The organism is Microlunatus panaciterrae (assembly GCF_016907535.1).
GTDB classification, from domain to species: Bacteria; Actinomycetota; Actinomycetes; order Propionibacteriales; family Propionibacteriaceae; genus Microlunatus; species Microlunatus panaciterrae.
Window position 1 is genome coordinate 857,991 of sequence record NZ_JAFBCF010000001.1, and the last position, 13,813, is coordinate 871,803.

The 13,813-nt window shown below is 69.3% G+C and carries 10 protein-coding genes; 1 reads left to right on the top strand and 9 read right to left on the bottom strand.

The genetic code is table 11. The features are described 5' to 3' along the window. Positions 1 to 155 precede the first annotated feature (155 nt). The 3 genes from JOE57_RS03815 to JOE57_RS03825 all read right to left on the bottom strand — a co-directional run bounded on the left by JOE57_RS03815 (position 156) and on the right by JOE57_RS03825 (position 2,805). Positions 156 to 1,061: a helix-turn-helix transcriptional regulator gene (locus JOE57_RS03815; RefSeq protein ID WP_204916469.1), complete on the bottom strand. Its 906-nt coding sequence runs from the start codon at positions 1,059 to 1,061 to the stop codon at positions 156 to 158. Further along, entirely contained in the window at positions 1,058 to 1,828 is a 771-nt protein-coding gene (locus JOE57_RS03820; RefSeq protein ID WP_204916470.1) for a phytanoyl-CoA dioxygenase family protein, read from the bottom strand. Before JOE57_RS03820 ends, JOE57_RS03815 begins: the two co-directional genes overlap by 4 nt. A 131-nt stretch (positions 1,829 to 1,959) precedes the next feature. Continuing rightward, the gene (locus tag JOE57_RS03825; RefSeq protein WP_204916471.1) at positions 1,960 to 2,805 is read right to left on the bottom strand and encodes a helix-turn-helix transcriptional regulator; all 846 of its coding nucleotides are present in this window, start codon (positions 2,803 to 2,805) and stop codon (positions 1,960 to 1,962) included. A gap of 149 nt (positions 2,806 to 2,954) precedes the next feature. On the opposite strand from JOE57_RS03825, the gene JOE57_RS03830 reads away from it, so the two are divergent. Beyond that, entirely contained in the window at positions 2,955 to 3,719 is a 765-nt protein-coding gene (locus tag JOE57_RS03830; RefSeq protein WP_204916472.1) for a phytanoyl-CoA dioxygenase family protein, read from the top strand. Positions 3,720 to 3,862: 143 nt separating this feature from the next. Here JOE57_RS03830 and JOE57_RS03835 read toward each other — a convergent pair whose 3' ends face one another. The 6 genes from JOE57_RS03835 to JOE57_RS03860 all read right to left on the bottom strand — a co-directional run bounded on the left by JOE57_RS03835 (position 3,863) and on the right by JOE57_RS03860 (position 13,804). After that, positions 3,863 to 5,065 (bottom strand): mandelate racemase/muconate lactonizing enzyme family protein, encoded by a 1,203-nt coding sequence (locus JOE57_RS03835; protein ID WP_204916473.1) that lies wholly within the window; start codon positions 5,063 to 5,065, stop codon positions 3,863 to 3,865. Next, positions 5,062 to 5,886 (bottom strand): FadR/GntR family transcriptional regulator, encoded by an 825-nt coding sequence (locus JOE57_RS03840; RefSeq protein WP_204916474.1) that lies wholly within the window; start codon positions 5,884 to 5,886, stop codon positions 5,062 to 5,064. The genes JOE57_RS03835 and JOE57_RS03840 overlap by 4 nt, the downstream gene beginning before the upstream one ends. Continuing rightward, positions 5,886 to 6,680 (bottom strand): SDR family NAD(P)-dependent oxidoreductase, encoded by a 795-nt coding sequence (locus tag JOE57_RS03845; RefSeq protein ID WP_204916475.1) that lies wholly within the window; start codon positions 6,678 to 6,680, stop codon positions 5,886 to 5,888. The genes JOE57_RS03840 and JOE57_RS03845 overlap by 1 nt, the downstream gene beginning before the upstream one ends. A gap of 68 nt (positions 6,681 to 6,748) precedes the next feature. Then, complete coding sequence (locus tag JOE57_RS18875) at positions 6,749 to 9,034, bottom strand: alpha-amylase family glycosyl hydrolase (RefSeq protein WP_204916476.1); 2,286 nt, start codon at positions 9,032 to 9,034, stop codon at positions 6,749 to 6,751. A gap of 164 nt (positions 9,035 to 9,198) precedes the next feature. Continuing rightward, entirely contained in the window at positions 9,199 to 12,429 is a 3,231-nt protein-coding gene (locus tag JOE57_RS03855) for a GH92 family glycosyl hydrolase (protein WP_204916477.1), read from the bottom strand. Between the two features lie 112 nt (positions 12,430 to 12,541). Then, entirely contained in the window at positions 12,542 to 13,804 is a 1,263-nt protein-coding gene (locus JOE57_RS03860; RefSeq protein ID WP_204916478.1) for an enolase C-terminal domain-like protein, read from the bottom strand. Positions 13,805 to 13,813 lie beyond the last annotated feature (9 nt).

Sequence of the window (13,813 nt, forward strand, 5' to 3'; positions counted from 1 at the left end):
ACGGTCACCGCCGACGCGTGAGCCCTGTTTCAGCAGGTGGAGGCGCACCGGCGGCGACAGTACGTGTGCGAGGACGCACTTCGCACACCGTGGTCGCACCTCACCCATGGTCGACCTTGTGCGAGGACGACGTTCCTGCGCGAAGTGGCCGGGAGTCAGCCGAGGTGCAGGGTGCCGCCGTTGGCTCGGAAGGTCAGCGGTGGCTGTCCGTACTGCCGGCGAAAGGCGGTGCTGAAGGGGCGGACCTCCGGGTAGCCGCAGCGCCTGGCCACCTCCGTCACTGTCGAGGACGAGTCCAGCAGCAGCTGGGCGGCTCGCTCCAGCCGGAGCCGACGCAGCGTGGCCATCACAGACACCCCCGTCTGCTGGCTGAACAGCCGCTCCGCGTGCCGCTCCGACAGATGCACCTCCGCGGCCACATCGCGTACGGTGATCGGCCGGCTCAGGTTGTCCAGCAGATAGCGTTCCATCGCCGCGACCACGAACGACCGCCGGTCGCTCCTGGTCCGGTCGACCTCAAGATCATCTTCGGCGGTGAAGGCGCGGGCGGTCTGGATGACCAGGGCCGCACCGAGCGCCTGGAGCATGGGCTGGTGCCCCGATCGCGGACTGCGCGCCTCGTCGGCCAAGGCGGCGACCACCGCCGACAGGGTGCCGGTGTCAACCGACACCAGGGGCCGGTCCGTACGGGTCAGCCCGCTCCACCAGCCCGGCTGCGAGGGGCTGCTGCCCCGCTGCGGAGTACAGGTGAACCCCCAGAACGCGATACCGAGAGGGTCGCTGCGGCTGGAGATGATCTCGTGCACGTCACCGGGGCGGGCCAGGAAGACCGAGCCGGCCCCGACGTCATGGTGCTGGTCAGCGACAGCGAACGAGCCCTCGCCCGCGTAGCCGAGACAGACCTCGAAGAACGAGTGGGTGTGGGAGTAGTTGCGCCAGTAGACCGGCCGGAAGAAACCCCAGCTGAGGAAGTCGACACCGAAGCCGTCGACCTCGCAGGACTCGAGCCGCCCTGCGAGGTCGACGATGGCTCCGGCGCCGGAGACCAGGTCCAGCCTCAAACGTTGCCCCTTCGACCGGTCGGGTCGATGCCGGCGAGCATCATGCCCTGGCCGAGAGAGTGGTTGTGGGCATCGGTCAGCGGCGGGTCGGCCGGGTCGCGGAACTGCACCAGCCAGGTGGTGCGGGCCTCGTTGCTGACGTTGACCCCGGACCCGTGCACCGTGAGATAGCTGAAGAACAGCACGTCACCGGCCTCGGCCGGCTGCGGCACCGAGTCGGAGAACGGGACATCGGTGAGGTGGAAGCTGCCGGCCGGGTCATGCTCGCGCGGGCCGGCGAGGTGGCTGCCGGGCACGATTCGGACGCAGCCCTTCTCCAGCGGTGCGTCGTCGAAGTGGAAGATGGCCGCGGCGACCCGATGGTAGGTGTGCGGGAAGAACGGGTGGTCCTGGTGCAACGGGAACGGCGAGCCGTTCTCCGGCGGCTTGACGAACAGCTTCGTGTGGTGGAGCTGCACATTGGGCACGCCCAGCACGGCCGAGGCGACGTCGGTGAAGCGCGGGTCGACCAGCAGCCGCGAGTAGGCCGCGTCGTAGAACTGCGCGTCATGCAGATGCTTCAGCTGGGTGGCCTGGCCCATCGCCACCTCGGCGGCGGCTCCCCAGGTCGGATCGTCGTTGCGGTTCAGCATCGTCAGCAGGTCATGGCTGTGGGTCCGATAGTCCGCGGCCTCCTTCTTGCTGAGCAGGCCCTTGGCCAGCACGAATCCTTGCTGCTGGTACTCCAGCGCGTACTGTTCCAGCTGCGATGTTGCCAGGGTGGTCATCTGACTTCCTTCAGTGTCGACATGGATGACGTTCGGTCGCTGTCCAATCTAGGAAATACCCTGCGGGGACTGGAAGGACCGTAGCGGACGCAGATGTTCGCAGGACGGACATCTGCGTCCGAGTGTGGCCCTCAGACACTAGCTCGAAAGCGCGCCCGGTAGCTCGTCGGGCTGATCCCGTAGGCCTGCCTGAACCGGCGACTGGCGTAGTTGGCATCGGGCCAGCCGACGCGCTGGCCGATGTCGGTGACCGTACGGTCTGTCTGGATCAGCAGGACGGCGGCAAGCTCCGCCCGCACCTTGGCCAGCCAGGCCATCGGCGACGCTCCCAGCTGGGCGGTGAAGCGGCGGTGCAGGTGCGACACGGACACGTTCAGCTGAGTCGCCAGGACCGGCATCGACCAGGCAGCGGCCGGGTCGTCGGTCATCAGCTGGATCGCCCGGCGCACGATCGGCGAGATTGCAGCCGCGTGCCGGCCGCTGCTGAAGGTCAGACCGGCCAGCTCGCCCAGCGCGCATCCGAGCAGGCCGAGAGCCACGATGACTGAGGCCGCACCGGGCTCGGCCGGTCGGCGTTGCAGCTCGGCCAGCCAGCCGACCGTGCGGGCCAGCGCGTCCGCACCCAGCTGGTCGACCGAGGTCCCACCCTGGAGCAGGAACCGCGCCAGGTCGGGGAAGTCGAGCAGCCAGATCAGCTCCCGCCGCAGCAGCTCCGGGCCCAGATAGACGTTGATGATGTCGGCCCGGACGCAGTCGGTGTAACCGTGCCAGGCGCCAGGTCGCATCACCAGCACGGTCCCGGGCTTGAGCTGTTGCCGGCCGGCGCGGGTCACGTGCACCGCCGCCCCAGAGCCCAACACGGCCAGCTCGAGGAAGTCGTGGCTGTGCGTGGGGACCTCGCCATCGACCCGGTAGCGGTCGGCGGCGACGGGGTAGCCGGCAGCTCCGAACACCTCCGTACGGGTGAACTTGTCCATCTGTCGCGCCGTCCGTGATCTTGAAGAGTGCAGGATCGTGCTAGTTGACGTCATCCGAAGTCTAGTCTCCGTCGACCAACCGAGGCGACGATGGGACGGTGCTGGCCGCCGGCCGGACGACGCCCGACCACCCAACCGAGGATCAGACGATGACCACCACCTCCGTTCCGACGATCACCCTCACTCCCGAGCAGGTCGACAGCTACCGCACCAACGGTTTCCTGCACGTGCCGCAGGTGCTGAGCCCTGAGGAGGTCGAAACCTATCGGGAGGCGGCCGCTGTCGCCTACGACCAGCTGACATCGCTCGACCCGAGCAACACCATGTTCCGCCAGATCGTCCAGGTGTGGAAGTCCGACCCGACGCTGCGCGAGCTGGTGCTGCACAACGGTCTCGCCGCCATCGCCACCCAGCTGGCCGGCATCCCGCTTCGGCTGTGGCATGACCAGCTGTTGATCAAGAAGCCGCACAACCAGACACCGACCGAGTTCCACCAGGACGCGCCCTACTGGCCGCATGCGAACGCCAGGCACCAGCTGTCAGCCTGGATCGCCCTGGTGGACGTGCCGGTGGAGCGTGGTTGCATGACGTTCATCCCCGGCAGCCACAAGCGCACGGACCTCCGCGCCATCGACCTCACCGACAGCAGGGACCTCTTCACTGTCGCCCCTGACCTGGTCTACGAACCTCGGGTCACCGTGCCACTGCGCGCCGGTGACTGCACATTCCACAACGGCTACCTGGCACACACGGCCAATTCGAACGACACCGACGAGTTCCGTTATGCACTGGTCAACATCTATGTCGACGCCGCTGCGACGTACAACGGCAAGAAGCACGTGTGCACCGATCCCTTCGACCTGGAGGTCGGTCGGCCGCTGCCCGACGACGAGTTCCCCCCGCTGCCCCGCTGACCACTGCGCTCCGGGCCTGTCCACCCGCGCTCCGGGCCTGTCCACCCTCCGCGCTCTGAGCCTGTCGAAGAGCCCTCCACCCGGAGCCCTTCGACAAGCTCAGGGCGCCTCAGCAGCACCGCTCTGGGCGCGGCTGGGGCAGGTCACCTGGAGCTGCGGACGTGGGCGCCCGACGAGGTGAGGTAGTCGGGCTGCAGCTCCGTGCCGAGGCCGGTGCCGGTCGGCGGGTGGAGGTGTCCCTCGGCCACGGTCGGCAGGTTGGTGGCGATGTCGCCGTACCAGCCGCGGAGCGACGCCCGGACCGTCTCCTGCAGCAGCGCGTTCGGCGCCGACAGCGACAGGTGGGTGGCGGCAGCGAGCGAGATCGGGCCGGTGCAGTCGTGCGGGGCGATCGCCCGCCCAGCCGTCGCCGCCACAGCGGCGATCGCGATGGCCTCAGTGAAACCGCCGCACCAGGTGACGTCGAGCGTCACCACATCCAGCGGCCCACCCGAGCCGATCAAGGGCAGGAAGGTGCCCACCGAGGCGACCGTTTCGCCGGCCGCGAGCATGGTGCCTGCTGCGGCGATGGTGTCGGTCAGGGAGGCCAACCCGTGGTCGATGTCGGCGCGCACCGGATCCTCGACCCAGTACGGCTGGAAGTCCGCCAGTGCGCGGATGATCTTGCGTGCCATCGGGACGTTCCAGAGCGCATGCAGCTCGATCATGACGTCCATCTCGGTACCCACGGCGTCGCGGATCTGCCTGATCGGCGACAAGGCCCGCTGCAGCTCGGCCGCGGTGATGGAGGTGCCGTTGCTCGCCTCGGCGTAGCTGTCGAAGGGCCAGATCTTCATCCCGGTGAGCCCCTCGGCCAGCAGCTCCTCGGCCAGCGAGCCGGCGTCGGTGAGGAAGCGCTGCAGGTCCTCGTAGTTGCCCGACTGCGCGTCCAGCCCCCAGTTGCGGGTGGACTGACCGTGTCGACGCACGTAGTGACTGCCGGCACAGGTGTTGTAGGTCCGGATCGAGCTCCGGGTCAGCCCGCCCAGCGAGTCGTAGAGGGGGACGCCGGCGGCCCTGGCCCGGATGTCCCACAGGGCGATGTCGATAGCCGACCGGGCGCGGGTCTCCGCCCCCGACCCTGTGTAGCCGACGTAGCCCTGCAGCGTCCGGTTGTGGGCGTTGATCCGCAGTGGGTCCGCACCCAGCAGCAGCGGCGCCGCCACCGCGTGGATCTGGGCCTCCACCGCCTCGGCGCCGTAGAACGTCTCGCCGGTGCCGACCACCCCGTCGTCGGTGTGCACCAGGACGTGCAGCAGGTTGGGGAAGTCCTCGTGCTGCACGGTGTCGATGCGGTCGATCTTCATGACAGCGTCCCTTCGGTGTGGTGTTCCTGAAACTCGGAGACGGCGTCGCTGACAACGTCCTCGATCACGATGTCCCGCCCATAGGAGCGGCGCAGCACGTCGGCAGCCATGATCTTGAGGCTCTGGTCGAGGTCGCTGCCGTAGGTGCGCTCGGCCAGGTGGATGTGGCTCGACATCTCCGCTACCGCCTTATCGACATCGCGGGCCCTGAGAGCATCGAGGATGCGGGCATGGTGGGGAGTGCCCCGCTTCGCCGTCTTGGCATCGCCCAGCGAGCGCAGCATCACCTCGAACACCAGCGTGCTGACCGAGCCGAACATCAGCTCCAGCACGGCGTTCTTGGAGGCACGGGCGATCAACGCATGGAAGGCGATGTCGGCTCGGGCGCGCGCCAGCAGGTCCGGCGCCCGGTCGAAGGCGGCGAGCGCGCGCTCGATCGACTCGAGATCCTGGGCCGTGGCCCGGGTGGCGGCGAGCATCACGGTCTGGCGTTCCAGGGTGGCCCTGGCCTCGATCAGCTCGCGCGGCGTGGCGTCGCGCACCAGCCTGGACTGCTGCACCACCCGGGCGACGTCGGCGGCGCTGGTGTCGCGGACGAAGGCTCCACGACCCGGAACGATGTCGATCCTGCCACGCTGCTGCAGTCCGCTCAGCACCTCGCGCAGGAACGGCCGGGAAACCCGGTAGCGCTCGCAGAGCACCCGCTCAGATGGCAGCGCCGCACCGGCCGTCACCGAGCCGGCCAGGAACTCCGACTCGATCTCACGGCTCAGCGCCTCCTTCGACCAGATCCGCGACGGGGGTCCCGCTGTCGGCGCCATCAGGAGGTCTCCTCCGGGTCGAGTGGGTACAGGCTGGCCCCGCCGTCGACCAGCAGCGTCGCGCCGGTCATGTAGGACGAGAGGTCGGAGCACAGGAACAGCAGTGACGAGGCGACCGACTCCACCGGCTGCAGCCTGCCCAGCGGGATCGCACGCCCGGCACGGCGGCGGTAGTCGGGCTCGGTGTCCCACTGCTTCCGGGCCATCCCGGCGTCCACGATGCCCGGGGCCAGCACGTTGGCCCGGATCCCGATCGGGGCGAACTCGCGGGCGAACGAACGGGCCATCGCCCGCAGTGCCGCCTTGCTCGCCGCGTACGGGCCGACGCCCGGCCAGGGCACATCGGCCACCCACGAGCCGACGAAGACGAGGTTGCCGGGCTGACCCAGGGCCGACCAGCGCCGGACCGCCGCCTGTGCGGTGGCGAAGGCCCGCTCCACGTTCAGGGCGAACACGTCGCGGACGTCGGCCGGCGTCTGCTCCAGCAGTGGCGCGCTGTGCACGCGGCCGGCCAGCAGCACGACATCGGTCAGGCCGCCGGCCAGCTCCGCCGCCCGCTCGACGATCTCGTCCGCGGCCTCAGCCGTCTCCGCATCCCGGGCGATGTAGCCGGCCAGCCGGTCCAGCTCGGCCGGTGGCACGCTCTGCTCCGGCAGGATGTCGTTCACCACGACCCGCCCGCCCGCCTCGACCAGCGCCGCGCAGCAGGGGCCGCCCAGTGCGCCCAACCCGCCGGTGATCAACACCGACCGTCCCGATGCCAGACTCATCCGGCCCTCCTCGTCTTCGGACATGTCGCTCTCATCTTCGACCCGATCCGGCCCGCTTCTCATGTCGGCCGCTGGTGATGACGTCGCCGCTGCTACGTCAGAGCGATAGCGCGCACCTGCAGCGGCGCCAGATCGACAGCCAGCGTCGCAGCAGCATCCCCGCCGGCCGCCGTCAGGGTCTCCGCTACGTACAGATCCCGCAGCTCGAGGTCCTGACCACCGGCGCTGACCAGGGTGGTCGGGATGCGACAGGTGACTGTCAGGGAGTCGGTCGAAAGGTTGACCAGCACCAGGGTGGCGTCCGTGCCGGAGCGGCGGGTGACCGCATAGACAGCATCGTTGTCGACCGTGACGCTGGTGTAGTCGGAGACTCCACCGGCCAGCTCAGGACGCTCGTCCCGGAGCCTGGCGATGGTGACCAGGTCCTGCTCGATCCCCTGCTCGCCACCGACGAACATCATGAACGGGTCCCCGCTGAGCGCGAACACGCCGGTCAGTGCCCGGGTCGCCCCGACCCCGAACTGCTCCCGCATCCACTTGCCGCCCGGCAGCGGCCACCAGAAGGTGTCGTGCGAGTCGATGTGGTGAGCAGTGATCGAGCCCGCCGGCAGCAGCGCGTCACGGTTGGCGAGCCACTGGCCGAGCTCGCGGCCGTTGCGCACCTCCTGGTTGTCGACGGACTGGTCGGCGTTCATCACGGCGGCGAACAGCCACTGCTCGTCGTAGTTGTAGTTGACGTCCATGTCCTCGCGCAGCAACACCCCGGACGGCTCGGTGTAGAGCATCACGTCCGGCTTGACCGCCTTCAGCGCCCGGCGCAGATGCCGGAACAGCACCAGGCAGCCGAGCATGGAGGTGCCGGCATGGGTCCGGCTCCGCTCGGACCAGTTGGCGAAGTAGTTGTAGGTCGGCGCGTCGAAGCGGTAACCGTCGATGTCCAGCCGCTCCACCAGCGCGACCGCACTGTCGATGAAGTACTGCTGCCAGCCGGGGTGAGCGTTGTCGAAGGCCTTGGTGTAGACGCCGATGATCTCGCCCGCGGAGTCGCGGCAGAACCACTCCGGATGCTCGTCCGCCAGCTGGTGCCGGGCGGCGGAGCCGCCACTCCAGTACGGCTCGAAGTCCACGATGTGCCGGCTGTACGCCACCAGGTAGGACTCCCCGTCGTCCTGCCACAGCGGAGGTGTCTTCTCGTCCAGCCGGGCGAAGTACGGGCCGTTGCGTACGCCGTCGGCGGCATGGGCCACCGCCTCCTTGTCGACGACACCGTGCAGCAGGATGTCCAGGATCACCCGCATGCCACGCTGGTGACATTGCCGGACGAGCTCGCGCAGGATGTCCTCGTCACCCCAGCTCGTCGTGACATCGGCGTAGTCGAAGACGTTGTAGCTCGGGAACGGGTGCCGCGGCATGATCTGGATCGTGGTGAAGCCCAGCCCCTGGATCCGGTCCAGGTCCGCCAGCAGGTCGGCAGCCTCGGGGTACGGCTCGTAGCGCCAGTCACCGTGGAAGACCGAGAACCCGATCTGCACCTCGAAGATGCGGGCACTCCTGATCCAGGAGGGCGTGTCGTTCGGGCCGCGCACGCCGATGCCTTCCGACAGCCAGCGCCGCAGGTCCGGCAACAGCTGCGACCAGGTCTGTGGCTGCAGGTCGAGGAAGAGCTCACCGGTCTCGAGGCTGCCGCCGGGCTCGGGTTCGCCGGACAGGTCGGTCTGCCAGGCCAGCACCGGACCGTCGGGACCCGGGACGACCGTCTCGTCGCCGATCTCGGCGCGGGAGAACGGCCACCAGACGAAGGTCTGATGCTGCTCGAGGTTCTCCAGCGCGACCAGTCCGGCCGAGCCCTTCAGGCCGCTGGCCGGGGAGACCTCCAGCCGCTTGCCGAACTGCTCGAGCGGCAGGTCAGGCCGCACCCGGCTGCCGGGCGCCTGCAGCCGCCATCCGGTCTGCCCGGAGGTGACCACTCTGGTGTCCAGGTGCAGGTTGCGCAGGATCCGGACACCCTCGCGGGGAGGTTCGACCTCGACCCGGAGACCGATCCGCGGCTCGTCGCCGCGGAAGGTGTAGCGCAGTGACACCTGCCACTGGCCGGCCTCGGCATGGATGAGGAAGCTGCGGCCGTCGGCCAACAGCATCGAAACCGGTTCGGACACCCGACGCAGGTCACCGATCTCGACGCAGTCGCGGTAGGCGAGGCCGCCCACCGGGGAGTGCACCTCGTCACCGCCGGTGACCAACCGAAGCGAACTCTCCAGTTCCACGGCCGGACGGTCTGCGCCGTCGCGTAACCACAGTCGAACCGGCAGGCCGCTCTCCGGGTCGAGCTCCAGCTCCAGGTTGTTGAACTCCGTCTGGAGAACCAGCGACTTCGCCACTTCCTACCTCCGTATGTGCGATCAGTGGCAGTACAGTAGCACTGGTCATACTGGTCTGACCAGTGCCCCTATGCAAGGAATCGACCGCTCGTCGCGCCGGCTGCTCGGCGCGGCGCCGAGCGCCTGCGCGCGGCACCTGATGAGTGGTCGATTCCGTGCAGTGCTCAGGCCAGCAGCTCCCACTGGTACAGCCGGACGGCACGCTCCGCGTCCGGGGCGCCGGTGAGGCGGAGCCGGAAGTGTCGAAACGGCCGCAGCCCGTCGACCAGGAACGGCCTGGTCTGCCGCTGCCAGCGGTACGACTCGCCCGAGCGCTCGTCCAGCGTCTGCCAGCTCTGTTGGTCGTCCGAGCCCTCGAGCAGCCAGGACCGCGGTCCGTCGTCGGGTGATCCTGTCAGGGTGTACAGCACCGGCCTGACCGGTGAGTCGAAGGCGCAGCTCACCCACCCACCGGGAGCCAGCGTCAGCGCATCGGCGGAGGAGTCGTCGAAAACCAGCGACGGGTCGCCGGGACCGCCCGCGGCCGCGCCGGACCGGGACCGGGTGAGATCGACCAACGGCGTTGGGCGCTGCCCGGCCGGCGTGAGCGCGGCCGGTCGCCTGCCTCCGCTCCCCCAGCTGGAGGGTTCTGGGCCCAGCTCGAACTCCAGCCTCGCGCCGGCCGCCAGCAGGTCATGGGGCACCACCGGGTCCGGCCAGGCGTTGCCGTCGATGGTCAGCGACTGGATGTAGACGTGATCGGCGGCCTGCCGGTGCGCCACCACCTCCACCGCCCGGCCGTTCGGCAGCCGAACCTCGGCCCGCTCGAACAACGGGGTGGTGATCACGTACTCGCCCGACCCGAGGCTGAGCGGATAGAACCCCAGCGCGTTGAACAGCCACCAGGCCGACATCTCTCCGTTGTCCTCGTCCCCCGGGTAACCTTGACCGATCTCGGAGCCGAGGAACAGCCGGCTGAGGCACTCCCGGGTGATCGCCTGGGTCTTGTGCGCCGCGCCGGTCTGCAGGTACAGGTACGGGATGTGGTGCGCCGGCTGGTTGGACAGCGCCAGCATCCCCATTCGTACCGTCCGCGCCTCGGTCATCTCATGGATCGGCGTGCCGTACGAGCCGGCCAGCTCCTCCGCAGCGGTTTCGGGGGTGGCGAAGAACTCGTCCAGCTTGGCCGCCAGCCGGTCGTCCCCACCGTAGAGAGCCGCCAGCCCGGCGGGGTCGTGCGGGACGGTGAACGCCATCCCCCAGCCGTTGGTCTCGGTGAAGTCGTACCCCCACAGGGCCGGGTCGAAGTCCTCCGGCCCCAACCGGAAGTCACCCCCCGCCGTGCGGCCCTGGAAGAAGCCCACCCGATCGTCGAACATGTGCGCGTAGGCGAGGGCGCGCGAGCCGAAGTAGACCGCATTGGCCTCGAACTCCCGACGCCGTGGATGTTCCGGTCCGGCCTCGGCGAGCAGACGCTCCGACCAGACCGCCAGCCCGTAGTCGTTGATCGCGCTCTCCAGCGTCCACGACATCCCCTCCGTGGTGTCGGTGTCGACGTAACCGCGGAAGATGGCCGTCTCCAACCCGTTGCGACCGACCGCGCGGTCGGTGGCCGGGACGGTGGCGTTGCGGATCGCCGAGTCGTAGCCGGCGACGTAGTCGACGCCGGGAAGGTTCTTGACGAAGGCGTCGGCAAGGACGATGTCGGAGCTGGTGCCCACCATGCAGTCGGCATAGCCGGGCGAGCTCCATCGCGCGGTCCAGCCGCCGTCACGGAAGTGCTGCACGAAGCCGTCCAGCAGTCCGCCGGCGCGTTCCGGGTCGAGCAGGGTCAGAGCCGGCCAGCAGGTCCGGTAGGTGTCCCAGAAGCCGTTGTTCACCGAACACGCGCCGTCGACCACGACGCAGCCGGTGCTCTCGGCCGTGTGCGGACCCGCCGGCGGCTGGAAGGGGCTCGCGTAGGCGAGGCGTGGCGACTCCGGGGTGCCGATGTTCTCGCTCATCGAGTTCGGATAGAGGAACAGCCGGTAGAGGTTCGAGTAGAGGGTGACCAGCTGGTCCTGAGTGGCGCCCTCGACCGAGACCAGGCTCAGCCGCTCGAGCCATTGCGCGTCAGCCGCAGCCACGACGGCCTCGAAGGTCACGTCGCTCGCGAGCTCCTGGGCCAGGTTGCGGGCCGCCTGCTCGACGCCGATGAACGAGCTCGCCAGCCGGAGCTCGACCCGCCGGTCCGCGCCAGCGTCCAGCCGCAGGTAGCCACAGACCCGCTCCCGGCCCGGCTCCGCCAGCAATCCTGACTCGGTGGCCGGCCGGTCCACCACGCCGTAGACATACATCGGCGGCAGCAGCGAGCCACGGGCCACTCCGGCCCCGACGTACCCGGTCACCACCGGCCTGCCGTCCTCGGTGCTGCCGGTCACGGTGAGTGAACCGTTCCCGTCGACCTGGTCGAAGATCAACGCGGCATTGTCGTCGGGAAACGTGAACCTCATGATGACCGCATGGTCGGTCGGGGCGAGCTCGATCTGCAGTCCGCTGTCGGTGTGCAGACCGTAGTAGTGGGCGCGGTCGGTCTCGTGATCATGGTCGAACGACAGCGCCCGCGCCTCCCGATCAGCCGTCGGCACGCCCGGCTGAGAGGTCGGGCAGACCTGGAAGATCGCCCGGTCCCCCATCCAGGGGCTCGGGATGTGGGAGAAGGCCAGCGCCTGCAGTGCCGGCCGGTTGTCAGCGCCGTTGTGTTGATGCCAGGAATAGATCCAGCGCCGGGTGCCGGCGTCGGTGACCGGTGTGACGAAGTTGAACCCGTGCGGCACTGCGGCGAGCGGCGCGTTGTTGCCGCGGGAGAACTGCCCCGAGCTGTGGGTGCCACGGGTGGTACGGACCCAGTCCGTCGGCTTCGCGTCGGCGCTGACGGCCGCGATCGGGCCGATCCGGACCTCGTCGAGCCAGCCCGTGGCCGCTCGGCCAAGCCCTTCGACCACGACCTCGACCGCCGACACCCGCCGACCGGCGGCCGAGGCCAGGTCGACCGTCTTGAGGTTCCACTGGTCGACGACCAGGGTCTTGGACCGGTACTGGGAGCCGGGGTCGACGAGGACGCCGTGCTGGTCGCGGACCGACAGCTCGGACAGCCTGCCGCCGTCATCGAAGCGCAGGTCTACGCTGACCGCGGTCGACGCGCACCCCGCCTCGACCTCTCCGCCAAGCTCGGCGAAGGTCGGGTAGACGGCATAACTGAGCTGGTCGCCGACGGCGATGACCCGGTCGATGGGCTCGAGCTGGGATCTGAGCTCATCCGCCGCCGCCTCGTCCACCTGGTAGCCGATGGCGTGCAGACCTCTCAGGCCCACTCCGCTCTTGGAGCTGCGGGCGTTGACAGGACCGGTTCCGATGGCGAGCCGAAGCAGACTCATGTGACCTCATTGGGTGTTGGCGGCAGGGTGTCACCCGAGACGCCGTGAGGCGGTCCGCACGACGCACGATGGTGATGCTACCGATGCCTCGCAGCCGACCCACCGGGCGCCATCACGGGGCCTCCAGAGCACCGTCGATCCGCCGCACCCCCGCCGCCCAGGCGTCATGTCCGGAGAGGTCGGCCGGGTAAGCGGCGGCAGCCTCCTCGTCGAGCTCGATCCCCCACCCCGGGGCCTCGTTCGGCCGGATCCAGCCGTCGATGATGGGCAGCGTCCCTGGGAACACCTCATGGGTGGCCTTGCTGTAGACGTGCCCCTCCTGGATCCCGAACGCAGGCGACGACACGTCCAGCGCCACGTTGGCGGCCGCCCCGACGGGTGAGGTGTCGCCAGGGGCGTGCCAGGCCGTTCGGACCCCGACCAGCTCGGCCAGCGCCGCCAGCTTGCGGGCCGGGGTGAGCCCACCGATGCCGGAGATGTGGCTGCGGATGAAGTCGACGCCGCCGTCGCGCACCAACCGCACGGCGTCGGTCATCGAGGTGGTCAGCTCGCCGACGGCGATCGGCACCGGACTCGCGGCACGGACCTCGGGCAGCCTGTCCCAGTGCTCGGGTGCGAGCACGTCCTCGAGAAAGAACAGCCCGTACGGCTCCAGCGAGCGGGCGAGCAGCACGGCCTCCTTGGGAGTCAGCCTCGAGTGCACGTCGTGCAGGAGCTCGATATGGGGTGGCAGCGCCTCCCTCGCGGCGGCGAAGAGGTCCGGCACCCGACGCAGGTAGTCGCGGGCGCTCCAACCGTCCGGGTAGGGAGCGTCCGGGTACTCACCGGGGATGCGTGGCGAACCGTAGCCACCGCCACCCGGAGTCGAGGCCTGCAGCCGGACGTGCCGCCAGCCGGCTGCCACGAACCGCTGGGCGTTGGCGATCGTCTCCTCGATCGTGGCGCCGGAGGCATGTACATAGGTGTCGGCCGCCGCCCGAACCTTGCCCCCGAGCAGCTCGTAGACCGGGAGGCCGGCCCGCTTTCCGGCGATGTCCCAGAGCGCCTGGTCGACGCCGGAGATCGCGTTGTTGGTGACCGGGCCGCCGCGCCAGTAGCCGGCGAAATGAGCCAGTCGAACGAGATCCTCGATGTCACCGGGGTAGCGGCCGACCAGCAGCCGGGCCAGGTGCTCGTCGACGAAGGTGCGGACCGCCCGCCAGCGCTGGGTGAAGGTGGCGCAGCCGAGGCCGAACAGTCCCGGTGTGGTGGTGTCGATCCTGACCACCACCAGCGGGATACCCTCCGGCGCGGTCACGATCGTGCGGACTGAACGGATCCGGACCTCGTCCCGCACCGGCCAGGGCTGGGCGAAGCTCGCCTCGGTTGCTGCCATCGGCTCTCT

Excerpts from the sequence above, each read along its gene's own strand:
- JOE57_RS03855 (WP_204916477.1), bottom strand. The coding sequence starts at position 12,429 with ATGAGTCTGCTTCGGCTCGCCATCGGAACCGGTCCTGTCAACGCCCGC.
- JOE57_RS03845 (WP_204916475.1), bottom strand. The coding sequence starts at position 6,680 with ATGTCCGAAGACGAGGAGGGCCGGATGAGTCTGGCATCGGGACGGTCG.
- JOE57_RS03825 (WP_204916471.1), bottom strand. The coding sequence starts at position 2,805 with ATGGACAAGTTCACCCGTACGGAGGTGTTCGGAGCTGCCGGCTACCCC.
- JOE57_RS03820 (WP_204916470.1), bottom strand. The coding sequence starts at position 1,828 with ATGACCACCCTGGCAACATCGCAGCTGGAACAGTACGCGCTGGAGTAC.
- JOE57_RS03830 (WP_204916472.1), top strand. The coding sequence starts at position 2,955 with ATGACCACCACCTCCGTTCCGACGATCACCCTCACTCCCGAGCAGGTC.
- JOE57_RS03840 (WP_204916474.1), bottom strand. The coding sequence starts at position 5,886 with ATGGCGCCGACAGCGGGACCCCCGTCGCGGATCTGGTCGAAGGAGGCG.
- JOE57_RS03860 (WP_204916478.1), bottom strand. The coding sequence starts at position 13,804 with ATGGCAGCAACCGAGGCGAGCTTCGCCCAGCCCTGGCCGGTGCGGGAC.
- JOE57_RS03835 (WP_204916473.1), bottom strand. The coding sequence starts at position 5,065 with ATGAAGATCGACCGCATCGACACCGTGCAGCACGAGGACTTCCCCAAC.